This is a genomic window from Halohasta litorea, from assembly GCF_024494645.1.
Taxonomy (GTDB): domain Archaea; phylum Halobacteriota; class Halobacteria; order Halobacteriales; family Haloferacaceae; genus Halohasta; species Halohasta litorea.
The window spans coordinates 173,096-195,082 of sequence record NZ_JANHDJ010000004.1 but is presented as its reverse complement, the minus strand read 5'-3'; the positions used below and the strand labels follow the sequence as shown (position 1 = coordinate 195,082).

The window sequence follows — 21,987 nt, the reverse complement described above, 5'->3', positions numbered from 1 at the left end:
GTAACAATCGGGCAGAACACAGTCGACGGCCAACTGGTAGTATTAAAAAACCACAGTAAGGGAGTCGGCTACGCCGAGGTTACTCGTACTGCCATTCGGCGGTGACCTGCTCGTAGTCGAGCAGTTCGTCCTCATCGAAGAACAGCTCGATCTCGCGTTCGTTCGAGCCGGGGTCTTCGTGGTCCGAGGCGTGGATCAGGTTCCGACCGAGATCGAGGCCGTAATCCCCACGGATCGTTCCCGGCGGGGATTCGGCGGGATCGGTTTCGCCGACCATGCGGCGGACCTGGTGGGTGGCGTCTTTGCCCTCCCAGACCATCGCGAAGACGGGCGCGGAGGTGATGAACTCGACGAGATCATCGAAAAACGGCTTGTCCTCGTGTTCGGCATAATGCTGTTCGGCCAACTCTCGGTCGAGCTGGATGGCCTTGGCTCCGACGAGCTTCAGCCCCCGGTGTTCGAACCGGGAGATGATTTCGCCGATCAGGCCGCGCTGGACACCGTCTGGTTTGACCATTACGAAGGTCCGTTCGTCGTTACTCATAACTAGTGGGTGGTGGGAAGATAGTTACCGCTGGTGGCCGGGTTAGTTCTCGCGGCCTGCTTCGGTCCACTCGAGGTCTCGGGCCTCGCGGCCGAGCAGATAGTTCTTCTCTGCCTTCGAGTCCTTGAAGTGGAGGACGGTACCGTCTTTCTTGACGAACATCGTGCCCGTACCGGGCTCGATCTCGTCGCCTGAGTAGTCGCACGTTCGTGTTTCTACCATTATTGGCCTCCGATGGAGTCCGCATCACGCTGGGTCTCTCGCAGCTGGAGGATGTCCCCCTCGCGGATCGGCCCCAGAACGTTGCGGGTAATGATACGGCCCTGGTTCGAGCCTTCTTGGATGCGGCACTTGACCTGCATGGCCTCGCCGTGCATCCCGGTCTTGCCGACGACCTCGATGACCTCTGCGGCCGTCGAGTCGGTGGCGTTCTCCTCTGCGCTCATGGTGAGTTACTGAAGTTCCTCGACCTTCGAGCCGATGTCTTCGACGTCGTCCGATGCGTCGCCAGCGCTGACGATCGCGGCGGCGGCGCTGCCGACTTCGAGTCCGGCTGCGTGGCCGACGTCGTCCTGGGTCTCGACGAAGACGACCGGAATGCCCTTCTCCTCGGCGATCTCGGGGAGGTGCATCACGATCTCTTCGGGCGAGACGTCCTCGGCGACGTAGACGAGCTGGGCGTTCCCGCGCTCGACGGCCTTGGTGGTCTCGTTGGTTCCTTTCTTTACACTACCTGTGTCTCGGGCGACTTCGAGAGCGTCAAGCGCGCGCTCTGCGAGGTCGGCTGGGGTGTCGTAATCTACGTAAACTGGCATATTTTACCTCTCCTATCTGTGGGCTCGCACGTCCTCGCCGAACGGTAGGTCCCTGACGGCGAGGAGTATCATCAACCCCGATAGGCTGTACCCCTTCGTTTGACTCACCCCCATAAAAGCGCTTTCAAACCACCCCGGGCGTGTGAGCCCTCACCAAAGTCTCTTGTGGGGGTTTCAGTTGTCGACTACCTACTGACATGAGACGGATACATACTGCAAGTGATCGTCCACACTAGTCACCGGTTCGTCGACGCAACCGTCGTCCCGGCCTCGCCAGTCGAGCGAGCCAGCCAGTAGCCGACCACGAAAGCGATAGCTGCGAGCGGCCCGATGAAGACCCCCACGAGTGGTGCGAGAAAATAGACGATCAGCCCCACGTCGACCGCACGGTCTTCATTGCCCATCGATTTTATGTTGTATCTCTGCCAGTAAAACCGTTGGGGACTATGTGTCGCGGCGAGCGAACATTACGATACCAACCATCGAAAACACCACCTCGTCAGCAGCGTTCGTGGTTTCGACGTGGAGCCGGACCGTGCCGCGCTGGTCGCTGTCGACCTCGCGTTCTAAAACGGTGGCCCGAACCGAGAGCCGGTCGCCTGGCTGGACCGGCTCGCGCCATCTGAGTTCGTCGACGCCCTTCGCACCCATCGTCGCCGCCTCAGTTAAAAAACAGTCGACGAGCAGGCGCATCGACATCGCGGCGGTGTGCCAGCCGCTGGCGATTAGCCCGCCATAGGGCGACTTTTCGGCCGCGCGGTCGGGATCGGTGTGGAACCACTGAGGGTCATACTGGTCGGCGAACTCGCGGATTTCAGCTTCGGTGACCGCGTACTCGTCGCTGGTCCACTCGTCGTCGACCGCGAGGTCTTCGAAATAGAGCGTCATAGATGGGGTTTCGGTACAGTCGGTAAGAACCTTGACCACTGCGACAGCAGCCAGAAGGGAGTCTCCAACAGCGATAGCCCGGTGTCGACTCCCGGAACGTCGCTAGTCGATGTCGACGGAGTCGACTTGATCGCCGTCGTGGTAGAGGTAGACGGTCCCCTCCTCGTCGCCCTGGACGTGGAAGGTGTCGCTGGACTCGCCGTCGACGGTGACTTTCCCGCCGTGCTTACTGTCGTCTAGGCCCCACGAGAACTTTATATCGTGTTCGGTGTCGTTGTATATCTTGAATTTGTACTTGTCGCCTTTCTTTTTCGAGACGAGCTTGAGGTCGACGTCGTCCTCGACATCCGGCTTCTTTTTGTCCTCGTCATCGTCGTCGTCATCATCGTCATCGTCGTCGTCATCATCGTCATCGTCGTCGTCATCATCGTCATCGTCGTCATCATCTTCGTCATCCATGTCCTCGTCATCGTCCATATCGTCGTCATCTTCGTCATCCATGTCCTCGTCATCATCATCATCGTCCATGCCGTCGCCAATGATGACGAGGAGGATGGCTCCTTCGACCCGCTCGCCGTCTGCCACTCCGACCGCCCGGAATTCGTACGTAGTGTCGGGTTCGAGACCCTCGATCTCGGCGTCGAACTCGCCGGTTTCGTCGAGCGTCTGGGTGTCGGTAGTGTTCCACTCCTCGGTGCCGACTTCGCGCCACTCGAAGAAGACGTCGACCTCGTCGAACTCGCCGAGGTCGGTCAACTCACCGTTGAGCGTGGCCGACGATTCGTCGACGTCCGTCGCTGGCGTCGTTATGACGTCAGGGATGTCCGGATCACAACTGATGTCGAGAGTCGTGATATCGAGGCTGATCTCGCTGTCGTCGGTCTCAAGAGAGTACGTTCCATCCGCGAGACTCTCCAGCGTTTCCGAACCCTCTGCGGGAACCTCTATCGTCTCCTCGAATCCGTCAGGACCGGTGATCGTGACCATCACCGAGCTGTCGTTAGGGTTCGTTACCGTGATCTCACCGTCCCCATCGACACACTCCGAACTCACCTGTAGGTCGACGAGATCGCAGTCGCAGCCAGTAACGGTCGCCATCTGCAGGTTGACGTCGGTTTGGGCGTACAAACAGCCGTCGACCGTTGCGTCGGTGAGTACGTTGATTCCCGTTTGGGTCAACACGATCCCCGCGAACTCGGCGTCCGTTCCGATCTCGACACCCGCACCGCCAGCGACCACCCAGACGATGTTTTCAGCCTGCACGTCCCCTTCCAGATCGACCGTTACCCCGCTCGCCACGGTGAGGTCCCCCGTAACCTGGAAAATAAAGGTGTCGTCCGGCCCACCGTCGATGGTGATATCGTCGTCGATCGAAAGGTCGGTATCCCAACTGTACACTCCTGGAGTCAGTGTATCTCCGCTGAGACTTCCACCTCCCACGTTCGTAAAGTCGGAGTCGCGGCCGAACGCATCGGTGTATGCGGCTTCGAAATCGCTCACGGCCGTGGTCAATCTGGACGGGGTCGGCTCCGTATAGTTGGCCGCGTACACCCGTCCGCCCACCTGCGTCGACGTCGCGAAGACGCCCGTCGCATCCAACGTCAGATCGAATCCGGTTATCGCAGTCGACGCGATCGGGCTCACGCCGATGTCCCCGGCGATATCGGAGTCGGGAACGGTCGAGATTCCGGATTTTGCCAGGATCGAAAACTCACAGGCCGTCCCGAGGTCGACCGGTTCCGGTCCTTCTTGATCGCCGTTTTCTTGAGCCGCACCCACACAGCCAGCGAGACCGGCTGTGAGCAGCCCACTCGATGTGAGGACTGTTCGTCTGGTAGGAGTGTACTCCATATCCGAGGCTCACCGAACAGGGATATTGTAAGTCAGATCTTATCCTTGTGAGAATACAGATTGATTTGCTTGACTATTTTGATTGTATATTATGTGTGGGATACGAACTGATTAACAGCATATTTCCGAGGGTGTCGATGTCCGTGGAATGTCGGGAGGGCCATCGGAGGAGCCGAGAGCCACATCTGGAGCGGGTGTCGACGAGCGGATTCCGATTGTCCTGCATAACCGTCTGTGTGCCGTCCAAAACAAACACAAAGCAACCAAAACTCACAGCGTGTGGTTATTCAGATGGTTACCATACTACTGTAAGATACGTCAAAAATAGGTAGGCCATCCCTACTCGGGTATTCACAGCAAAATCATCCGAGAGACGACAGTCGATATCTCCGAGCGACTGGCCAGTTAGCTCCGCTTGCCGATCTCCTCGCGGAGAATACTGCTGATCGTCTCGCCGTCGGCCTTCCCGCGGAGTTCGCCCATACATTCGCCCATCAACCCCGAGAAGGCGGCCATCCCCTCCTCGGCGACCTGGTCGCCGTTGCGCTCGACGACACCGACGATGACCTCTCGGACCTCCTCGTCGTCGACGCCGCCAAGCCCGGCCTCTTCGACCGCTTCCTCGGCGCTGAGGTCGGGTTGGTCGGCAAGCACCGTCAACACGTCCTCGACGCCCTCCTTTGCGAGTTCGTCCTCCGAGACCAACTCGAAGACGGCGAGGAAGTGCGCATCCGCGAGGTTTTCGACTGCCACTCCGTCCCGGCGGAGTTCGGTGACCGTGCTTTCGAGCACGGACGCGGCGAAGGTAGCGTCGACGCCCTGCTCTACAGCTTCCTCGAACAGTGGCATCCGGCGGCCGTAGGCGACCTGCTCGGCCAGCCCGGCGTCGAGGCCGAATTCGTCCTGATAGCGGTCGACCTTCTCGGTGAGGAGTTCGGGCTCCTGGATCTCGCTGGGATCGGGTTCGACCGGCGGCACGTCGGTCTCGGGGTACATCCGCGCCGCGCCGGGCAGCGGGCGGAGATAGCGCGTGGTTCCCTCCTCGGTCGCATCGCGGGTCTCCTCCGGCACGCCCTCGATGGCCGTCTCCGCGCGTTCGGCGACGGCCTCGATGGCGAGCTCTGCGGTTTCGGCGTCGGCCGCAACGATGGCGACGGCGTCGTCGGGGTCAGCGTCGACGGCCTCCCGCAGCGCGTCGACTTCCGCCTCCGTGACGCCGTAGGCTGGCAGTTCGTCGGTGTGGAAGATGCCGCCCGCGCCGTGGCGTTTGGCGTGATCCGAGAACTCAGTGCCGAGCCGACGGTCCGGCTGGATCTCCCGACCGACCAGTCCGTCGAACCCAAAGAGTGGGACAGCCGTGACTTTGCCACCGGAGCCGAGTGCGCCGCCGATCACGCCGGAGTCGGTGTCCTCGAAGACACCCGTTACGTCCTGCGTGTCGCCGACGCTCGCCTCGCGGTCGTCGAGTTCAGCGGCGATGTCGACCAACTCGGACTGGCGCTGGACCTCCAGTTCGACGATCTCGTCGATCTGATCGAGCGCCTGGACGCCCTTGATCTCGACGCGTGCGCCCTCCTGGATGGAGACATTCACGTCCTGGCGGATCGTCCCGAGGCCACGCTTTACTTTGCCCGTCGAGCGCAGGAGCATCCCGATCCGTTTGGCGGCCTCCTTTGCCTGCTGTGGGCTCCGGATGTCGGGGCCAGTTCCGATTTCCACGAGCGGAATGCCGAGGCGATCGAGGCTGTAAAGCACGCCATCCTCGCGCTCTTCAACGCGCTGGGCCGATTCCTCTTCGAGTAGGAGGTCAACGACCGAGACCGGCCCCTCGCTGGTCTGGATTTCGCCCTCCTGGCCCAGCAGCATGGTGCGCTGGAATCCCGATGTGTTGGAGCCGTCGATCACCAGCTTACGCATGACGTGCAGTTGGTCGACGATACTCATATCCAACAGCGAGGCGATCTGCATGGCGACCGCGAGGGCTTCGCCGTCGACTTCTGTGGGTGGCTCGTCGTCCTCCTCGACCAGACAGGTGGTGTCGTAGGCGAGATACTCGAACTCGCGGTCGACGCGGCTCTCTTCGAGGGCGGCGTCGTCGAGTTCGCCCAGCTCGCTTTTGGTGGGGTGCAAGAAGCGAGTAATCGTCCGCTCGGATTCCTCGGGCTCGCGGATATCGGTCGGCGACTCACAGAACAGCTTGGTTTCGGTGTCGAGCTGTTGGTGAATTTCGAGACCGGCGACGAGACCGAGTGACTCGTAGTCGTACTCGGAGTGACTCATTGATCGAACGTGAGACACGGGGGCCTAAAAAGGATGGAGATGCTGGCGCGATAAAACGAGAAAGACGGGGTGTTAGTTCTGGGATCGGACGCGGCGGAGCCCGTCGCCGAGCCCCTCTGCGTCGCAGTCCTCACCGGGGCACTCGTAGTGCCAGCCGTCGCGGGTGGCCTGCCCCTCCGGGAACGTCGATCCACATTTTCGGCACAGTAGCAAGTCGCGTCCCCGTGTCTGAAGCTGAGGCATACTTCGAGATTCTACAGGTACGGGCTTCAAAATATCGTTTTCGGGGCTAACGGCCAGTAAGCGGATATAATCCGGCCCCGTCTTGCGGTTTGAACGGTCGGTATTGAGTTATTGACTCACGGTATTTTTATTACCACTGATAGGCATCTCTCTCAAAATCGGCTGTATACGAACGTAGCCGCCCTCTGTCTCTCACGATTGTTCAGTGTCGACCGACCACACTTGGCCGATAGATCGTGTCGACCGGTCACTGCGAGCGGACTGGCAAAACGGACGGTCAGTTCGAACGGGTCGGCTGACCTACTCCTTGGTGCCGAGAATCCCGCGGTGGGTCATCGCCTCAGGGTCGAGCACCTCGTCGGCCTCCTCGGGTGTCAGGTATCCCTCATCAATAGCGACCTCGCGGACCGTCTTCCCCTCGGCGAGCGCCTTTTTGGCGACTTTCGAGGCCTTATCGTAGCCGATCGCGGGGTTGAGCGCGGTCGCCAGCGCCATCGACTGTTCGACCTGCTCGGCGCAGTACTCCTCGTTAGCTTCGAGTTTGTCGACGAACCGATCGGCGAAGATTTCCGATCCATTCGCAATGAGTTCCGCCGACTCCAGGAGGTTGTGCGCTAACACTGGCTTGTAGAGGTTCAGGTCGATCTGGCCCTCGCTTGCGCCCGCGGCGACGGCGGCGTCATTGCCGACGACCTGTTTATGCAGCTGATTGACCGACTCGGCGACGACCGGATTGATCTTGCCGGGCATAATTGAGGAGCCAGGCTGGTTTTCGGGCTGTTCGATCTCGCCGAGGCCGTTGCGCGGGCCCGACGCGAGCAGCCGGAGATCGTTGGCGATCTTATTGAGGGAGCCAGCGACGGTTCGCAGCGCGCCGTGGGCCTCGCTCATCGCATCGTGGGCGGCCTGTGCCTCGAAGTGGTTGTCGGCCTCGCGGAACTCGAGGCCGGTCTCCTCTGACATATACTCGGCGGCGCGCTCGGGGAATTCGGGGTGGGTGTTGAGCCCGGTGCCGACGGCGGTCCCACCGAGGGCGAGTTCGGCGAGGTGGTCGGTGACACCCTCGGCGCGTTCGATCCCCTTCTCGATCTGGGCGCGGTAACCGCCGAACTCCTGGCCGAGTCGAACCGGCGTGGCGTCCTGGAGGTGCGTCCGACCCGTCTTGACGACGCCGTCGAATTCTTCCTCTTTGTCGGCCAGCGACGATTCGAGCGTTTCGAGCGCCGGGATCACGTCCTTGGCGACGGCTTCGAGCGCCGAGACGTGCATCGCGGTCGGGATCACGTCGTTGCTCGATTGGCCGTAGTTGACGTGGTCGTTAGGGTGGACCGCGCGGTCGCCGATTTCATGACCGAGGATTTCGGCGGCGCGGTTGGCGATCACCTCGTTGGCGTTCATGTTCGAGGAGGTGCCCGAACCGGTCTGGAAGACGTCGACCGGGAACTGATCGTCGAGGTCGCCCGCGATGACCTCGTCGGCCGCCTCGACGATCGCGTCGGCGATCTCCTCCTCAAGCAGGCCGAGATCACGATTGGCCTGCGCGGCGGCCTTCTTGACGATTCCGAGCGCGCGGACGAAGCGACGCCCGAAGGAGATCCCCGAGATGGGGAAGTTCTCGACGGCACGCTGGGTTTGGGCTCCCCAGTAGGCGTCCGCGGGCACCTGCATCTCTCCGAGACTGTCGGCTTCGGTTCTGAACTCATCGGACATACGCGGCACAACGCGGGATTCCGGGGTAAAAGCTACTGATCTCCTCAGACACTGGGAACGCCCGTTCAGACCGTCTCGTCGGCGTATTCCTCGGGGGTGTAGGTCGACAGTTCGATGGCGTGGATGTCCGTGGTCATGTGCTCGCCCAGCGCGTCGTAGACCTGCTGGTGTTGTTGGACGAGGCTCTGGCCCTCGAAGGCCGGGGAGACCACTTCGGCGGCGTAATGGGCGTCCTCGTGTGCCTCGTCGATTTGGCGCGGGAGACTGACAGTCGCTTCCGCGTCCTCGATCCCCGCTTCGATCGCGGCTTCGATGTCGTCGGCGTTCATGACTGGAAATTGGGGTCGGCCACTAAAAACGGACAGGCTTCGCGCGGCCTCTGGGATGGTCACTCTGTGACGATCGTCCCGTCGAGGTAGGTGTCGATCTTGTCGGTCGACCGCTGGATCTGCTTGGAGAACGTGAGCACCCGCTGGCCCTCGACCCGGCGGTCGCGCTCGATGTCGATGGAAAGGCTCTGCTCGCGGAAATGATCCAACAACGCGTCGACGACCCGCGGCTCGGCGCGAACCGTGTGGCGTTCGCCGAGTCGCTCGCCCTCCTCGACCGTCTCGATGGCATCGGCCATCGGTACGAGGAGCGACTCTCCGAGCCCGTGGGCGCGCTCCCGTCGTTCCGCCTCGGTGTCCCCGAACTCGACCGACTGGAACCCCTCGCGGATGAGCCGCCGAAACGAGAAATCCCGGCCGTAGTCAAACGGGAGGCCAAAAGCGAAGGCCAGATCGCCCTGATTGGCCGCCGATGTGGTGTATTTCAACTGCTGGCCCCCGTCGACTGTTTTCATGACGATTCCCTCGCGACCCCGACTATCGAGGTCGTCTATGATTTCGGGTGTCGACTCGACTGCCTCGCTCGGCTTATAAATCCCGAACAGGTCGACCTGCGGAATCCCGAGGGCTTCGCAGGCCGCGCGTCGCTCTTCTACTGGCAGCGACTCGCCGCTCTTTCGGTCCTGGATGTCGAACGCATGGAAGGCAATCGAGTCGACGTCGTAGCAGTCGGCGGTCGTATAGGGGTTTTCGGGGCCGATCATCTCGCCGCAGAGCATCCGGTCGGGATACTGCTCGAAGAACCGATCGACGGGAAGCAGCGACCGCGCCTTGTGGGTCGTAAACGGACAGACGATCCCGCTACGCGTGAACGCAAACACGTCGCCGTCGATGCGGGCGACCCGGACGTTGTAGCCGTCGAGTTTCTCCTCGACGGCGATCTCGCCGTCGAAGTGTTGGGGGATACCCGAATCGAGCACGAGACAGCGGGGGATCTTGGGAAACCCACGAACCACGGTTCCGGCGACCAACACCGTCCCCTTCTCGATGCCCTTCCGGTAGTCGGGCAGTCGACGGTAGTCCCGACCCGCGTAGCTGTCGTCGTGGAACCCCTCGGCGAGCTCCGCAAACCGCTCCCGAGACAGCCCGAGTTGGTCGTGGTACTCCATGACACGAGCTACGACTGCATTGTACATCAATCTCCTCGCCATCCCTCCGCAGTCGGGGGAATTTCAGGGAAAAGATCCGGTTCAACAGGCGGATCTGGAGCTACAAACCGACGGGGGTTGAGGTCGACGCATGGACCGCTCGTTCAAACAACGGTTCGTCCTGGACACCTCGCTGTTTATCACCGAGGAGATCAGGGCCGACGGGGAGTCCCTAGAGGAAGCCATCGAGCGACTGTTGGACTTGATCGCCACCGCGCGCCTGGAGCTGGCTATCTCCTGTTATATGCCGCCGTCGATCCACAGCGAACTGACGACGATGCTCGACGATCGGGGGGTCTCGGCGTCAACCCAGTCGACGCTCACCACCTGGGTCGTTCGCAAACATCCCGACCGCTATTCGGTCTCGATTCCCGCAGATGTCGTCTATCGGTTCGTCGACGAGATGAGCGACCGCGTCGATCGTGGGCTGCGAGTCTCCGAGGAGGCCGTCCGCCGGGCCGAAACCTCGGGTGATGAACCACTCGCAGAGCACGACCACATGACCGAGATCGACGCCGTGATCTCGGATCTCAGGGACCGCTATCGGCGGGCGCTCCGGCAGGGTGTCCTGGACTCCCGAGAGGATTTCGATCTCCTCGTTTTGGCCCGCGAACTCGACGCTGGCGTCGTCACCGAAGATACGGGGATCATCGCCTGGACCGAGGATTTCGGGCTTCGCTACCTCCGCGGGCAGGATTTCCCGCCGCTGCTGTATGACTATCTGGAGGCCGTCGACGCTCTCGACCGGCTCGATCATCCCCGACCGCGGGACGAAGAAGCCTAACTCCAGCGGTCCAGGCCGGTCTGGACGACAGCGGACTCGATGCGCTCGAAGCCGCGTTCGACCTCGCCCGCGTCGACCTCCCACTCCCCGGTGACGTACTCGCGGGCCGCTGCGAGATCCGGCTCGATCGAGCGGTCGAAGCTATACTCGTCGGTGACGGGCGGGTCGAAAAACAGCTCCCGAATCCGGTCGGCGAACTCGATGTGGTCGCCGCGGGCCTCCAGGACCCCAAAGAGGTCGCCATGCTCCTTGATAAGCTTGATCGCCGTCTTCGGGCCGATGCCGTTGATTCCCTCGTTGAAGTCGGTCCCACAGAGCATGGCGGCGTCGACCAACTGCTCGTAGCTGATCTCGTGGCTGTCGAGGGTGGGCTGGAGTTCCATCAGTTCCGGGTGGCCCTTGCTCGTCAACCCGCGCAGGGTTCGCGGTGCGCCAAAGAGGAGTGTGTCGTAATCCTCGCTACCGACGTAGTCGGCGTCGCCGATCCGGTTCATATACGATGCTTGGGCCTCGCCCTCGGCGGGGGCGTCGATGTAGGGGACATCGAGCAGGTCCAGGAGCTCCCGACTCGTCTCGTGGATCGTCTCGGTGAGCCGGACCGTCCGGGCCGACAGCCGGGCGGCCTCGATCGCGTCGCCGTCTTCCTTGGCCTGTTCGAGCCGTTCTTCGGCCTCCTTTCGGTTCTCACGTCGACGCTCGACTTCGTCGTCCTTGAGGTCGGTGACGCCACCGTCGAACACGAAGATGGGCGTGAGATCGTGCTCGAAGAATTTGGGGAGCCCCTGGACGATGCCGACGAGGTTGGCGACCTCGGTGCCGTCGTCGGTGGTATAAATGCCGTCGTTGGTCCATTTAACCGTCGTCGTCAGATACCGATACAGCCAGTTGTGGGCGTCGACCGCGATGACGCTGCCCTCGATGTCGGCGAAGGGGCACTCCGAGAGCGCCGCCAGCGAGCGGAGATCCGCGTTTCCCATACTACTCGCTTGGACGCTGTGGATTTGAAACCCCCGAGTCGACCGCCTCGGGTGCGGGCGGGGCGACCGCCCCGGGTGGCTCGGCACCCTCGTGGGCCACGAGGAACTCCCGTTCGGCCGCTGATAGCCCCTTGCGCTCGCGGAACCGGTCGAGTCCTCGATGGTAGCGGGCTGTCGTCACCTCGGCCCGTTCGTCGGCCGGGCGTTCAAGGATGAGTTCGGCAATCCCGGTTTCGCGGGTGGTGAAGGCAAAGCCTGCTTTATAAAGAGCATGATAGGAAAAGACGTTGTTGACCGCGATGCGCACCGTCTCGTACCCCGCTGTTGCTGCACAGTCGCTTATAAATGCCGCGAGCCGCGGGCCGAGTGCGAGGCCGCTGCCACGAAGGTCGTTCCGGACCGTCAGATAGCGGATCCACAGGGTGTCGAGCTCGGTGCGGTCGGCGTTGAACGCGACCGCCGCGAGGATTCCGTCGACGAACTCGTCAGCATCGAGGCCGTCGGGAAGCGGCGGCAGGGAGTCGCCGGTCGACTCGTGGTCGGCGGACGGCTCCCTGTGGCCCGCCGGTGGCTCGCCACGTACCACGGCGATGCCGGTGTTGCCGGTGACGAACTTCCCGGCGTAGCTAAACCGGCGGTAGTCCAGCCGGAGTCGGGGTTCGTCGACCGGCCAGCCGAGGAGGGCGAACTCCATACCGGATGTCGGTGGGCGGCTCATAAGAGGGCTTGGCTCGATGTAACGCACCGGCTGCCCCAACACTCAGGTCGAACCCCACCGTACCGTTGCAGATGGTCCCGAAACTCGTCTACGACGACGCCTGTCCGTTCTGTACTTGGGCAGTACTGTTCGCGGTCCGTCGCGGCAACATCCGGCCCGTCCGGCTCTCGGCGGTCCGGAGTGGTGACTCCCGACTTACCGAGGCCGAACGCCACCGACTCCCCGACGCATACGAGGCGTGTGCCCACCTCGTTACGGACGAGGCAGTGTACTCCTGTGGTGCCGCAGTCGAACAGTCGCTAGTCATCGCTGGCATCCTCCCCGAACAGTTCGTCGGCTTTCTGCGCCAGTTTGCAGACTACGAGCGTGCCCGTGAGCGTCTGTATCGCCTCGGAGCCGAACACCGAGGGCTCCTGTCGACGGTGGTCGGTCGGGAACCTCCGGTCAACAAGCATCTCTCCGCGGAACACGGCCACCGCGAGCGTCACTCCGAGTGACGGAGTCCCGCCACCGGTAACACTCGTGTCACCGCGTACTCAAGTAGCCGTAGCGTCTGCTATCGGGCAATGACAGACACACCATCAACACCGGGCATCCACCACGTCACCTGTGTCGCGGGCGATCCACAGCGAAACATGGATTTCTGGGTCGAGACTCTCGGCCTCCGGCTCGTCAAGCGGTCGATCAATCAGGACGACCCCTCGACCTATCACTTCTTCTTCGCCGACGCGGAGGGGACGCCGGGCACCAGCATGACGTTCTTCCCATGGGAAAATATGCGCCAGGGGAAGGTCGGCACCGGCCAGGTCTCCAGGACCGCCTTCCGAGTTCCCGAGGGCAGTCTCGACTACTGGGAGGATCGGTTTGACGAGTACGGCGTCGACTACCACGACCGCGTCGACCGGTTCGGCGAGACGGTCCTCCCGTTCCGCGATCCCGATGGCCTCCCGGTCGAACTCGTCGCGGTCGAGATTCCCGACGACGACCCCACCGTGCCGTGGACCGAGTTCGTGCCCGCGGAGCACGCCATTCGCGGCTTCCACTCGGTGACGCTCTGGCTGGGCGATCCGTTCCAGACCGAGGAGCTGCTGCGGACGATGGGTCTGGAAGAGGTCGGCACCGAAGAATCGCCGGGCGACACACCGGGCGACGAGCGCACCCGCTTTGCGGCCAGTGGGTCGGTAGGCAAATACGTCGATGTGCTACCGACGATCGAGGGTGGTCGACAGGGCCACGGGACGGTCCACCACGTCGCCTTCCAGACGCCGACCGACAAGGACCAGGCTGCGATGCGCAAGGCCGTCAGCAGACACAGCGTCCGGCCGACCAACCAGATCGACCGTCACTGGTTCCGGTCGGTCTACTTCCGCGAGCCCAACGGCGTGCTGTTCGAACTCGCCACGAGCGAGCCGGGGTACGACAGCGACGAACCCCTCGACGAACTCGGCGAGCGACTCGTCTTGCCCGGCGAGTTCGGGAGTCGACGCGAGGAGATCGAGGCCGGGTTGACTGATGTGGCGATTCCGAGAAACGAGTAACGAGCGTGTCGCTCAGCTCGACAGCTCGTCGGCGGTCCAGCCGGGGTCCTGGCCGGTGACCGTGATGCAGTCGGCCCGGCAGGCCGGACACAGATCGGGGACCACAGCGTCGCCCCGCGGAACGTACACCGCGCCACCGCATTCCATGCAGGCGTCGGCGACGACCGTTACGCAGTCCGCACAGACGTTGAAGTCGTCGACCGTCAGATCGCGCAGCGGTTCGAGTTGTTTGTCCAAAGTGTACTCGTCGATGACCGTCTGGCAGCTGTGGCACGATTTCATAACGATGCGTATTGTCCCATGTGACCGTGTCACATATAGTTGTCTCTTGCTACAATTGTCGCTCCAGGATCGAGTGTTGCGGCGAGCGCGTTAGGCTGGCTCGCATCGCCAGTAGTCGTCCCGCTCGGCGATGGTGTAGTCGACAGCTGCCAGAACCTCCCGCACCTCGTCGCCGGTGTCGGCCGACAGCCCCTCCTCGTGGACCTCGATAAACAGGGTCGGGCGGTGAGTGTCGAGCGTCTCACGGGCCCCACGGAGGACGGCGGGACTCGCGCCCTCGACGTCGATCTTGAGCGCGTCGGGCGGTCCGTGGGACTCGACGAGCGTGTCGACGCACCGGACCGGGACGTCGACGACCTCGGCCAGCGAGGCCTCCCACCGGGTCGCACTCTCGCGGTCGAATCCCGAGAGTTCGGCGTACGTCGAGACGAAAAACGGGCGGGTAGCGTCTACGTCGCCGACGCCGCACTCGACGACTTCGATGCGGTCGCCCAAAGCGTTGCAGTCGACGTTCGTTTCGAGTTGGGCCCGCGTTCGGGGGGCTGGCTCGATGGTGAGGAGTTGGCGGTCCGGGGAGTCGGCAGCCAGCGCCAGCGCGTAGACACCGACGTTGGCCCCGATATCGTAGATCACTGCCTCGGGGCCACAGTGGTCGTGGAGTTCGGCGAGCATCTCGTCGCCGCCGTGGCGGTTGAGCAGGTCGTAGCTGCGGAACCGTCCGGCCGGGGTTCGTTTCTCGGTCGCCAGCCACCGGCGGGCGTAGTTGGCCTCGACCAGCCGGTAGTAGCTCCGGTAGGCCAGCCAGCGGACGCGCTGAAACGCCCAGGTTGAAATCCGGCCCACAGGCAGTCTCATGGGCCGCCGAGTATTGGATGTTCGTGATACGAGTGGAGCAATTACTTTACAGCCCGGCCGCGGAGTCGACGCCATGCACGGACTCGGCGACGTTCGGTTTTTCGACCGGCTGGCCCCCCTCTACGATCTGGTGATGCCCGCGGCCGACCGGTCGACTCTCTCGGCTGGACTCGCTCGCGCCGAGGGGTCGGTCGAGCACCTCCTGGACCTCGGCGGCGGCAGCGGCCGGGCGACGATCGCGGTCGATGTCCCCGAGCGAACCGTCCTCGACGTCTCGCGGCCGATGCTCCGGCGCGCCCGAACGCGACAGCCCGACCAATTGGGCCGACGTGTGGGCCGCCCCAGCGACGGCGACCCAGTCGGCCCGCTGTCGACCCTTCAGGGCGACGCCGGGCGAATGCCGCTGGCCGACAATGCGGTCGACGCCGCGATGGTGGTCGATGCCTTCCACCATATGCCCGCCCAGCAGGCAGTCGTCGAGGAGGCCGCCCGCGTAGTCCGGCCCGGCGGCGTCTTCGTCGTCCGCGAGTTCGACCCGAGCCACCCACTCGGCTTGGGCCTCGTCCGCGCCGAGCACGCGATCGGCATGGGATCGACCTTTTATAAACCGAACGAGCTTGCCGATCTGCTGGCTGGAGCTGGCTTTGACGTCTCGCTGCTGGACGATGGCTTCGAGTATACGGTCGTCGGAACAGTGCCGTCGGCGAACTAACCCCACCGTCTGGCGATCTCGTGGGCGAGAGTGGCCGGAACGGTCACCCACAGGAGGACGAACAGGATCGTCTCGATCGAGGGAGCCCCGTCGGTCACGCTACTATAAAAGGCGAGTGCGCCGACCGCGAGCACGGCTACAACTGCAGCGACGTAGTCGGGGTCCGTCCAGGATGTCGAGAACTCGGCGTCGACCATTGGTCAGTCGTGCAGTGACGGTCCGCCGAATATAAAACCGACCGTGGAATTGTCTCGCAGGCCAGTCGCGTCGAACCACTGAAGATTTTACTGATCAGTCGAACGGTCGACCATGGCTGGACTCAACGGGCGCGTCGACACGGCCGCCCTCCCGCTTGCAGTCGGGGATCTGCTGGCGATCCTCGGGGTACTGACTATCGGAATGAACCAACACGCGACGTTCGGTCCCGAGCGCGCGGTCGGCGTCTACGCGCCGTTCCTGCTCGGCTGGGCCGCCGCCGCCCTGCTGATCGGCGCGTACTCGGCGGGCGCAGCCGAATCGGCGAAGGCAGCGATCCCCCTCGGTATCCGGGCGTGGGTGCTGGCCGCGCTGGTCGGCTTCGGCCTCAGATGGACGCCGGTCTTCCCCGGCGATCTCGCGGTCGCGTTCGTCCTCATCACGCTCCTGTTGACGGGCGTGCTGCTCGGCGGGCTGCGCTGGCTCTTCTTTAAAATCGTCGGCTGACAGGCCGACGCCTGCGGTCTCTGCTTTTTAAACCGAACCGAGATCAGTCGAACTGGAATCGGTCGACGCGCCGCCGCGCGTAGAGCACCGATACCAGCCCACACGACGCCGCCAGGACGGTCGAGACCACGAGCCCGGCGAGTGCGAGACCGGTCCGCGGGAGGCCGAGCGTCGACGTGACCGCAGAGGCGATGATGTGACTGTGACCGACCACAAGCGGCAGCGAGACGAGCCCAATCACGATCGAGTAGAGTAAGAACGCCAGCGTGCTCGGGACGATCGCCTTCCGGCTCCTGGAGACGCTGACGGCCTCGTAGCGCGGCAGCGCCGCGCCGATCCCGGTCGCGATCGCCGCCGCGGCGACCACCAACAGCAGCGAGCCGAGGGTCAGCGTCGCGACCGCCCACAGCGGCTGGGGACTGAGAACGCCGAGGAGTGCGACCGCTGCGGCTGTCGCGGGCAGCCCGACCAGCGTGCCAGCCGCGATGTGGCCGCCGATGATCGCGCGTCCTGGATCGGGCGCGAGCAGCGTCGACGGCAGCACCGACCCCTCGTTGCCGACGACGTTGAGCGTGAACAGCGCGCCGGTGATCCACACTCCACAGACCGCCACCAGCAGGGGGAAGCCGCTGCCGACAGTGCCCGCCTCGATGGTCTGGATGACCGGCGTAATCAGGAGGAACAGCGGATAGACCGCATACGACAGCGAGATCGGGGCCCGGCGGGCGCGGGTCCAGTCGACTGCCACGACGCCAGCAATGGGTTGGGGGAGCAGCCGCGAAAGCCGCGATCCCTCGGCCGTGGTCGGGGCAGTGTCCGTCTCACGCGGTTCGAGCCCGTCGGCATACCAGAGCCACGCAGTGAGCCGCGAGACCACCGGGCCGCTGAGGCCGAGGCCAACGATGCTGACGACCAGCCCGCTGCCAGCCAGCAGCGGTGATCCGCTAGCCGCCGTCGACAACAGGGCGAGTTCGCCGACCCAGCCGATGGGCGTCGGCGTCAACAGCAAGTAGAACGGATCGAGGAGCGCACCGAAGGAGTTGGTGACGATAACGCTCATATAAACGAGGAACAGGGCGACGAAGACGACCGTCCGGAGGCGGCTCAACAGCCGCGATCTGACCCCGCCGTTTTTAAAAACGAGAACGACTGCGAGGCCGGTCAGGAAGCCGGTCGACACCAGCAGCCCGATCGCCACGAGGATTGCAGGGGCGGCGAGTGCTGACCCGCTCCCAAGAGCAAAGGCGACTCCGGCAGCCGCAGCGACGAGGCCGATCGGGAGACCGAAGGCCGCGGCCTCCGCGAGCAGCAGTCCGGCCACCAGCTGCCGGTGTGAAATCGTCGTCAGCAGCCCGTCCCGGCAGTCGGGTTCGAGCAGCGACGAGTAGCCCCGAAACCCGCCGAAGACGGCCGCAAACAGCCACAGGGTGACGGCGATCTCACGGACGGTCGCCGCCGGTGTCGCAAGGTCGCCCGCTCGAAGCGCCGATCCGCCGAAGTAGGCCCCCGCAAGAATGGCGAGCACTCCCGGCAGGAAGAACAGACACATCAGCCCGATGCTGATGAGCTGTGCGGTATTGGCCTTGATCACCCGCCAGCGCCGACGGATCTCGGTCCGGCCCACGGTCCGGGTTCGGCTCCAGGACACCGACATCGCTACCGACCCGCCGAGTCGTCGGCCGCTGGCTGTCTCGCCCCCGCTCCGTTGGTCGACTCGGGAGCCGCCTGGGCCGCGGGCGAATCGGTCGTCACCGCGAGGAAGACGTCTTCGAGCGTCGACTGGCCGTCGCCGTCGGCATCGCCGTCGACTTGGGCCGACAGCTCCGCGGGTGGGCCTTCGGCGACCAGCGTTCCGTCATAGAGGACGCCGACGGTGTCGGCCAGCTCCTCGACGACCGAGAGGATGTGGGTCGACAGGAAGACCGTCTGGCCCGCGTCGCTCAGACTGGCGATCACGTCCAGGACGGTCCTGGCGGCCCGCGGGTCCAGGCCACTGGTTGGCTCGTCGAGGAAGACCACCGACGGCTCGTGGAGCAGCGCCGCGATCAGGCCGATCTTCTGGCGCATCCCTTTCGAGTAGTCGTCGATCCGCCGATCGGCGTCGGCGGCGAGATCGAAGCGCTCGAGCCACTCTGTGATTCGGTCGTCGGCCTCGGCTGGCGGCACGTCCCGCAGCCGGGCGACGTACTGCAGCTGTTCGCGGCCGGTGAGTTCGTCGAACACCGGCGGCTCCTCAGGGAGATAGCCGAGGTGATTCCTGACGCCGTCGCGGTCGCTCACGGGCGCACCCATGATCGCGGCCTCCCCGTCGGTCGGCTTGGTCAGCGTCGTCAGCATCCGCATCGTCGTGGTCTTGCCCGCGCCGTTTGGGCCGAGAAAGCCGTAGACAGTGCCGGGTTCGACCGAGAGGTCGATCCCGTCTACCACGGTCGTCGAGCCGAACTGTTTGGTCAGTCCCGTGGCGTCGATTGCTGGGGGCGACTCGTCGGTCGTCTGCTGGGAGGGTGATGACATATAAATAAGTCGTTGATAGAACTGTTTGGCCAGCCGATACTTGAAGAATCGGGTCGGTTGCTGGCTCTGCAACTCGCCTCGACGCCCGGCTTCTGTTGGTTTTAACTCCAGCACGGAGCTTGATCCGCGATTTCCTGAGTTACGAAAATGCCGTCTTCGCTGACCGTCACCGAGCCATCGAAGGCCGAATCGCCCACACTGAACCCGAACCGATCCGTCTCGCGGTGGCCGGTCAGTGTTTCGGCGACCAACTCGTAGCTCCCGAACGCGTCGGTCGCCTCGATCTCCCGGTCTTCGTCGGGGTCGAGGCGGAGGGTTTCGTCGACGAGCGTCTCGTCACCGTCGGTCAGTTCGATCCGAACCTCGTGGTTGCGCTCTGCCCTGTTTTCGACCGCGATCTTCGCTGGCTCCGGCTGTCTGACGACGTCGGCTTCCTGGAGTTCGAGCCGCCGACTCTCGCCGTCAGTCGTGACCGTCGGTTCGTACGGCGTGCCGTCGTCGATGATATACGAGCGATCGGGGTCGACTGCCTCGTCGAACCGCAACTCGTCGGATTCGTACTGGCCGTCGTCCAGCGCCGCTCTGACTTCGGGCTTGATGGGCTCTGGTAGCGACGTGTAGTTGACCGAGACGAAATGACACTGCTCGTAGGTCTGCTGGTCAGTTCCGTTTTCGGGGTCGTTCTCCGAGCCGTCCTCCGACTCGTCTATCGAGGTGTTAGAACTGGACGTCCCGTCCGCTTCGGCAGCCGAATCGAGACAGCCGCTCAGCGACCAGCCACCCAGCGACCCCACCGCTCCGAGGACCAGTCGACGTCTCATACCGGCTCTGTGACTGGTGCGTATATCTGCTTTGTGAAGCCGTCAACTGAAAGTCAGGTTCGACCTCGGGTTCGGTTAGTCGAGAAGCGTCCCGATCGCAAGCCGCCTCGGCTCCGGCGTCGACTGCTCGTCGTCGACGAGTGCCGCATCGTCGACGAGCGCCGCGTCGGCGTCGACGGCAGTCGCTGCATCAGTTATAAACACCGCCGTCGCACCCGCAGCCAGCGCGGCGACGAGCCCGCCGCCGATCGTTTCGGGCCGCGACAGCGGTGTACGGATCGCCAGCCGCGACCCTTTTGTAAGTGAGAGTTCCTCGACCACTCGTTCAGCCATTTTTAAAAGGCGGCGGTGGCTGTACTGCTGGTCGCCAGCGACGAGCGCCGTCGATTCAGGGTCGACCTCCGTCGGCGGGAAGGCGGGGTTCTCGCTCCAGACCTCCTGCTCCCAGTGGGTCGTCGTGGTCGCCTCGGGGGAGCCGCCGAACACGGCGAGTCGGCCCCCGCGCTCGGTGTGGGCGGCCTCGTCGTCGACCGACACCAGCCGAACCCGGGCCTCAGCGGTCGAATCGAACGTCGTCACGGCTCCGAGCTGGGCAGCCCCTAAAAAGGCGAGCAGCGGTTCGGGACGGAGCGCGGGGTCGACCGCAAGCCGCGCGTCGGCGCTAAGGCCCAGATACCGGAGTACGTTGCCCGATTTGTATGCGGTCGTAATGAAGTCGTGATAGCTCATCTCGCGGTCGGCGGCCGGAACCACGACCGCGGGCTGGCTCCGCCGCTTGTCGCGCGCCAACAGATCGCCGAGTACAGCCGCGTCCATGGCGGGCGTAGGCAACACCGATCCAAAAACACCCCGTTGTCGCTGGCGCGTGTCAACAGAACTCATAGACACCGCGCTTCCGGTGAAATCGCACGTACCAGTCGCTATCGAGCCCGAAAACAACGTGTTTCGGATCGGCAGCCGACCGCTCAGAAACTGTTTTTGATCTTCTCGAAGAAGCCCTCACTCACGTCGACTTCCTCGCCACCGGCCTCGGCAAAGGCCTCCAGGGCCTCGCGCTGGTCCTTGTTGAGCGAGTCGGGCGTGACGACTTGGACGGTCACGAACAGGTGCCCCGAGCGCCGACCGCGGAGCCGTGGCATCCCCTCGCCGCGGAGGCGGAACTGCTCGCCGCTCTGGGTGCCTGCCGGGATGTCCATCTTCTTGGTGCCGTCGAGGGTCGGAATCTCGACGGTGTCGCCGAAGACCGCCTGCGGGAAGGAAATCGCGTGGTTGTAGTGGAGATCGTCGCCGTCCCGCTCGAAGGTGTCGTGGTCGGCGATCTCGATGTCGATCAGCAGGTCGCCGTTCGGCCCCCGGTTCTCACCGGGGGCTCCCTCGCCGTCCATGCGAAGTGTCTGACCCGTTCTGATACCGGCCGGGACCTCGACGGTCAGCGTGACCTGTTTGTCCTCGATGCCGTCGCCGCCACAGGTGCCACAGGTCTTGTCGGCGGTCTCGCCCTCGCCGCCACAGCGGGGACAGGTAGAACGCTGCTGGACACGGCCGAAGGGGGTCTGCTGGACACGGGTGGTCTGGCCGGTGCCGTCACACTCCCGGCAGGTCGAGACCTCGGCGTCGTCAGGGTGGCCCGCACCGCCGCACTCCGAACACGTCTCGGGGCGCGTGATGGTGAACTCCTTTTCGACGCCGTTGTAGGCGTCTTCGAGGGTGATCTCCATCGAGGTCCGAAGGTTCCGACCCTGTCGGGGCTGGTTACGGCGTTGGCCGCCGCCGCGGCCGCCACCACCGCGACCGCCGCCGAAGAACTGCTCGAAGATGTCCTCAAAGCCGCCGCCACCACCCATACCACCCATGCCACCGCCGCCGAAGCCGCCTGCGCCACCGCCGGGGCCTTGGCCGTCGAAGCCGCCGCGCTTTTCGGCCTGCTCGAAGCGGTCGTGGCCCATCTGGTCGTAGGCCTGCCGCTTTTCCTCGTCTGTGAGGACCTCCTTTGCCTTCTCGACCTGCTTGAACTTCTCTTCGGCGTTCGGATCATCGCTCACGTCGGGATGATACTCCGCGGCCTTCTTCCGGTAGGCCTTTTTGATCTCGTCTTCGGAGGCGTCTCGTGAGACACCGAGCACCTCGTAGAAGTCCTCGCTCATCAGTTACTCGTTCGTATTGGTCGGGACTACTTGAAAAACGCGGCTCTCCCCTCGTGTGTGAGTTCGACTCGT

General features: G+C 63.8%; 27 protein-coding genes. 5 read left to right on the top strand and 22 right to left on the bottom strand.

The window, feature by feature from the left end; genetic code table 11:
- Positions 1 to 79 precede the first annotated feature (79 nt).
- The 12 genes from ndk to NO877_RS11295 all read right to left on the bottom strand — a co-directional run bounded on the left by ndk (position 80) and on the right by NO877_RS11295 (position 9,829).
- The gene (gene ndk, locus NO877_RS11350; protein ID WP_256396453.1) at positions 80 to 544 is read right to left on the bottom strand and encodes a nucleoside-diphosphate kinase; all 465 of its coding nucleotides are present in this window, start codon (positions 542 to 544) and stop codon (positions 80 to 82) included.
- A gap of 42 nt (positions 545 to 586) precedes the next feature.
- Positions 587 to 766 carry a 50S ribosomal protein L24e gene (locus NO877_RS11345; RefSeq protein ID WP_256396452.1) on the bottom strand — a complete coding sequence of 60 codons (180 nt, stop codon included), beginning with the start codon at positions 764 to 766 and terminating at the stop codon, positions 587 to 589.
- Positions 766 to 990, bottom strand: a complete 225-nt coding sequence (locus NO877_RS11340; protein ID WP_253736706.1) for a 30S ribosomal protein S28e — start codon at positions 988 to 990, stop codon at positions 766 to 768. The genes NO877_RS11345 and NO877_RS11340 overlap by 1 nt, the downstream gene beginning before the upstream one ends.
- Positions 991 to 996: 6 nt before the next feature.
- Positions 997 to 1,359, bottom strand: coding sequence for a 50S ribosomal protein L7Ae (gene rpl7ae, locus NO877_RS11335; protein WP_256396451.1), 363 nt, complete (start codon positions 1,357 to 1,359; stop codon positions 997 to 999).
- A 236-nt stretch (positions 1,360 to 1,595) separates the two neighbouring features.
- On the bottom strand, positions 1,596 to 1,763 hold the full coding sequence (locus NO877_RS11330; RefSeq protein WP_256396450.1) for a hypothetical protein: 168 nt from the start codon (positions 1,761 to 1,763) through the stop codon (positions 1,596 to 1,598).
- Between the two features lie 40 nt (positions 1,764 to 1,803).
- Complete coding sequence (locus NO877_RS11325) at positions 1,804 to 2,247, bottom strand: MaoC family dehydratase (RefSeq protein ID WP_256396449.1); 444 nt, start codon at positions 2,245 to 2,247, stop codon at positions 1,804 to 1,806.
- Between the two features lie 102 nt (positions 2,248 to 2,349).
- Positions 2,350 to 4,098 carry an ice-binding family protein gene (locus NO877_RS11320; protein ID WP_256396448.1) on the bottom strand — a complete coding sequence of 583 codons (1,749 nt, stop codon included), beginning with the start codon at positions 4,096 to 4,098 and terminating at the stop codon, positions 2,350 to 2,352.
- 405 nt (positions 4,099 to 4,503) lie between these two features.
- Positions 4,504 to 6,378: a Glu-tRNA(Gln) amidotransferase subunit GatE gene (gatE, locus tag NO877_RS11315; protein WP_256396447.1), complete on the bottom strand. Its 1,875-nt coding sequence runs from the start codon at positions 6,376 to 6,378 to the stop codon at positions 4,504 to 4,506.
- Between the two features lie 72 nt (positions 6,379 to 6,450).
- On the bottom strand, positions 6,451 to 6,621 hold the full coding sequence (locus NO877_RS11310; RefSeq protein ID WP_256396446.1) for an HVO_2901 family zinc finger protein: 171 nt from the start codon (positions 6,619 to 6,621) through the stop codon (positions 6,451 to 6,453).
- Between the two features lie 300 nt (positions 6,622 to 6,921).
- Entirely contained in the window at positions 6,922 to 8,331 is a 1,410-nt protein-coding gene (locus NO877_RS11305; RefSeq protein ID WP_256396445.1) for a class II fumarate hydratase, read from the bottom strand.
- A gap of 65 nt (positions 8,332 to 8,396) precedes the next feature.
- Positions 8,397 to 8,660: a BolA family protein gene (locus NO877_RS11300; RefSeq protein ID WP_256396444.1), complete on the bottom strand. Its 264-nt coding sequence runs from the start codon at positions 8,658 to 8,660 to the stop codon at positions 8,397 to 8,399.
- Between the two features lie 59 nt (positions 8,661 to 8,719).
- Positions 8,720 to 9,829 carry an RNA ligase gene (locus tag NO877_RS11295; protein WP_256396443.1) on the bottom strand — a complete coding sequence of 370 codons (1,110 nt, stop codon included), beginning with the start codon at positions 9,827 to 9,829 and terminating at the stop codon, positions 8,720 to 8,722.
- A 130-nt stretch (positions 9,830 to 9,959) separates the two neighbouring features.
- Here NO877_RS11295 and NO877_RS11290 point away from each other — a divergent pair, with 130 nt between their 5' ends.
- The gene (locus tag NO877_RS11290) at positions 9,960 to 10,652 is read left to right on the top strand and encodes an RNA ligase partner protein (RefSeq protein ID WP_256396442.1); all 693 of its coding nucleotides are present in this window, start codon (positions 9,960 to 9,962) and stop codon (positions 10,650 to 10,652) included.
- Here the strand turns inward: NO877_RS11290 and fen are convergent.
- Complete coding sequence (gene fen, locus NO877_RS11285; protein ID WP_256396441.1) at positions 10,649 to 11,629, bottom strand: flap endonuclease-1; 981 nt, start codon at positions 11,627 to 11,629, stop codon at positions 10,649 to 10,651. The two genes, NO877_RS11290 and fen, sit on opposite strands and share 4 nt — an antisense overlap.
- A 1-nt stretch (position 11,630) precedes the next feature.
- Positions 11,631 to 12,323, bottom strand: coding sequence for a GNAT family N-acetyltransferase (locus NO877_RS11280; RefSeq protein ID WP_256396440.1), 693 nt, complete (start codon positions 12,321 to 12,323; stop codon positions 11,631 to 11,633).
- A gap of 95 nt (positions 12,324 to 12,418) precedes the next feature.
- Between NO877_RS11280 and NO877_RS11275 the strand changes: the two genes are divergently transcribed.
- A complete protein-coding gene (locus NO877_RS11275) occupies positions 12,419 to 12,844 on the top strand; it encodes a DCC1-like thiol-disulfide oxidoreductase family protein (protein WP_256396439.1) in 426 nt (141 codons plus the stop codon).
- A gap of 69 nt (positions 12,845 to 12,913) precedes the next feature.
- Complete coding sequence (locus tag NO877_RS11270) at positions 12,914 to 13,885, top strand: VOC family protein (protein ID WP_256396438.1); 972 nt, start codon at positions 12,914 to 12,916, stop codon at positions 13,883 to 13,885.
- 12 nt (positions 13,886 to 13,897) lie between these two features.
- Here the strand turns inward: NO877_RS11270 and NO877_RS11265 are convergent, their stop codons facing one another.
- Together NO877_RS11265 and NO877_RS11260 are read right to left on the bottom strand one after the other, a co-directional pair.
- Entirely contained in the window at positions 13,898 to 14,167 is a 270-nt protein-coding gene (locus NO877_RS11265) for a DUF7571 family protein (protein ID WP_256396437.1), read from the bottom strand.
- A 90-nt stretch (positions 14,168 to 14,257) separates the two neighbouring features.
- Positions 14,258 to 15,010 carry an FkbM family methyltransferase gene (locus tag NO877_RS11260; protein ID WP_256396436.1) on the bottom strand — a complete coding sequence of 251 codons (753 nt, stop codon included), beginning with the start codon at positions 15,008 to 15,010 and terminating at the stop codon, positions 14,258 to 14,260.
- An 85-nt stretch (positions 15,011 to 15,095) separates the two neighbouring features.
- On the opposite strand from NO877_RS11260, the gene NO877_RS11255 reads away from it, so the two are divergent.
- Positions 15,096 to 15,734 carry a class I SAM-dependent methyltransferase gene (locus tag NO877_RS11255; RefSeq protein ID WP_256396435.1) on the top strand — a complete coding sequence of 213 codons (639 nt, stop codon included), beginning with the start codon at positions 15,096 to 15,098 and terminating at the stop codon, positions 15,732 to 15,734.
- On the opposite strand, the gene NO877_RS11250 is transcribed toward NO877_RS11255, so the two are convergent.
- Complete coding sequence (locus NO877_RS11250) at positions 15,731 to 15,931, bottom strand: hypothetical protein (protein ID WP_256396434.1); 201 nt, start codon at positions 15,929 to 15,931, stop codon at positions 15,731 to 15,733. The two genes, NO877_RS11255 and NO877_RS11250, sit on opposite strands and share 4 nt — an antisense overlap.
- 112 nt (positions 15,932 to 16,043) lie before the next feature.
- Here NO877_RS11250 and NO877_RS11245 point away from each other — a divergent pair, with 112 nt between their 5' ends.
- Positions 16,044 to 16,436, top strand: a complete 393-nt coding sequence (locus NO877_RS11245; RefSeq protein ID WP_256396433.1) for a DUF3054 family protein — start codon at positions 16,044 to 16,046, stop codon at positions 16,434 to 16,436.
- A gap of 43 nt (positions 16,437 to 16,479) precedes the next feature.
- Here NO877_RS11245 and NO877_RS11240 read toward each other — a convergent pair whose 3' ends face one another.
- The 5 genes from NO877_RS11240 to dnaJ all read right to left on the bottom strand — a co-directional run bounded on the left by NO877_RS11240 (position 16,480) and on the right by dnaJ (position 21,915).
- Positions 16,480 to 18,090: a hypothetical protein gene (locus NO877_RS11240; protein WP_256396432.1), complete on the bottom strand. Its 1,611-nt coding sequence runs from the start codon at positions 18,088 to 18,090 to the stop codon at positions 16,480 to 16,482.
- A gap of 2 nt (positions 18,091 to 18,092) precedes the next feature.
- Positions 18,093 to 18,950, bottom strand: a complete 858-nt coding sequence (locus tag NO877_RS11235) for an ABC transporter ATP-binding protein (RefSeq protein WP_256396431.1) — start codon at positions 18,948 to 18,950, stop codon at positions 18,093 to 18,095.
- A 101-nt stretch (positions 18,951 to 19,051) separates the two neighbouring features.
- Positions 19,052 to 19,771: an Ig-like domain-containing protein gene (locus NO877_RS11230; protein ID WP_256396430.1), complete on the bottom strand. Its 720-nt coding sequence runs from the start codon at positions 19,769 to 19,771 to the stop codon at positions 19,052 to 19,054.
- 75 nt (positions 19,772 to 19,846) lie between these two features.
- The gene (locus NO877_RS11225) at positions 19,847 to 20,653 is read right to left on the bottom strand and encodes an acetyl-CoA synthetase (RefSeq protein WP_256396429.1); all 807 of its coding nucleotides are present in this window, start codon (positions 20,651 to 20,653) and stop codon (positions 19,847 to 19,849) included.
- A gap of 83 nt (positions 20,654 to 20,736) precedes the next feature.
- Entirely contained in the window at positions 20,737 to 21,915 is a 1,179-nt protein-coding gene (dnaJ, locus tag NO877_RS11220; RefSeq protein ID WP_256396428.1) for a molecular chaperone DnaJ, read from the bottom strand.
- Between the last annotated feature and the right edge of the window lie 72 nt (positions 21,916 to 21,987).

Coding starts and splice junctions, on each gene's coding strand:
- ndk (WP_256396453.1), bottom strand. CDS start 544: ATGAGTAACGACGAACGGACCTTCGTAATGGTCAAACCAGACGGTGTC.
- NO877_RS11345 (WP_256396452.1), bottom strand. CDS start 766: ATGGTAGAAACACGAACGTGCGACTACTCAGGCGACGAGATCGAGCCC.
- NO877_RS11340 (WP_253736706.1), bottom strand. CDS start 990: ATGAGCGCAGAGGAGAACGCCACCGACTCGACGGCCGCAGAGGTCATC.
- rpl7ae (WP_256396451.1), bottom strand. CDS start 1,359: ATGCCAGTTTACGTAGATTACGACACCCCAGCCGACCTCGCAGAGCGC.
- NO877_RS11330 (WP_256396450.1), bottom strand. CDS start 1,763: ATGGGCAATGAAGACCGTGCGGTCGACGTGGGGCTGATCGTCTATTTT.
- NO877_RS11325 (WP_256396449.1), bottom strand. CDS start 2,247: ATGACGCTCTATTTCGAAGACCTCGCGGTCGACGACGAGTGGACCAGC.
- NO877_RS11320 (WP_256396448.1), bottom strand. CDS start 4,098: ATGGAGTACACTCCTACCAGACGAACAGTCCTCACATCGAGTGGGCTG.
- gatE (WP_256396447.1), bottom strand. CDS start 6,378: ATGAGTCACTCCGAGTACGACTACGAGTCACTCGGTCTCGTCGCCGGT.
- NO877_RS11310 (WP_256396446.1), bottom strand. CDS start 6,621: ATGCCTCAGCTTCAGACACGGGGACGCGACTTGCTACTGTGCCGAAAA.
- NO877_RS11305 (WP_256396445.1), bottom strand. CDS start 8,331: ATGTCCGATGAGTTCAGAACCGAAGCCGACAGTCTCGGAGAGATGCAG.
- NO877_RS11300 (WP_256396444.1), bottom strand. CDS start 8,660: ATGAACGCCGACGACATCGAAGCCGCGATCGAAGCGGGGATCGAGGAC.
- NO877_RS11295 (WP_256396443.1), bottom strand. CDS start 9,829: ATGGAGTACCACGACCAACTCGGGCTGTCTCGGGAGCGGTTTGCGGAG.
- NO877_RS11290 (WP_256396442.1), top strand. CDS start 9,960: ATGGACCGCTCGTTCAAACAACGGTTCGTCCTGGACACCTCGCTGTTT.
- fen (WP_256396441.1), bottom strand. CDS start 11,629: ATGGGAAACGCGGATCTCCGCTCGCTGGCGGCGCTCTCGGAGTGCCCC.
- NO877_RS11280 (WP_256396440.1), bottom strand. CDS start 12,323: ATGGAGTTCGCCCTCCTCGGCTGGCCGGTCGACGAACCCCGACTCCGG.
- NO877_RS11275 (WP_256396439.1), top strand. CDS start 12,419: ATGGTCCCGAAACTCGTCTACGACGACGCCTGTCCGTTCTGTACTTGG.
- NO877_RS11270 (WP_256396438.1), top strand. CDS start 12,914: ATGACAGACACACCATCAACACCGGGCATCCACCACGTCACCTGTGTC.
- NO877_RS11265 (WP_256396437.1), bottom strand. CDS start 14,167: ATGAAATCGTGCCACAGCTGCCAGACGGTCATCGACGAGTACACTTTG.
- NO877_RS11255 (WP_256396435.1), top strand. CDS start 15,096: ATGCACGGACTCGGCGACGTTCGGTTTTTCGACCGGCTGGCCCCCCTC.
- NO877_RS11250 (WP_256396434.1), bottom strand. CDS start 15,931: ATGGTCGACGCCGAGTTCTCGACATCCTGGACGGACCCCGACTACGTC.
- NO877_RS11245 (WP_256396433.1), top strand. CDS start 16,044: ATGGCTGGACTCAACGGGCGCGTCGACACGGCCGCCCTCCCGCTTGCA.
- NO877_RS11240 (WP_256396432.1), bottom strand. CDS start 18,090: ATGTCGGTGTCCTGGAGCCGAACCCGGACCGTGGGCCGGACCGAGATC.
- NO877_RS11235 (WP_256396431.1), bottom strand. CDS start 18,950: ATGTCATCACCCTCCCAGCAGACGACCGACGAGTCGCCCCCAGCAATC.
- NO877_RS11230 (WP_256396430.1), bottom strand. CDS start 19,771: ATGAGACGTCGACTGGTCCTCGGAGCGGTGGGGTCGCTGGGTGGCTGG.
- NO877_RS11225 (WP_256396429.1), bottom strand. CDS start 20,653: ATGAGTTCTGTTGACACGCGCCAGCGACAACGGGGTGTTTTTGGATCG.
- dnaJ (WP_256396428.1), bottom strand. CDS start 21,915: ATGAGCGAGGACTTCTACGAGGTGCTCGGTGTCTCACGAGACGCCTCC.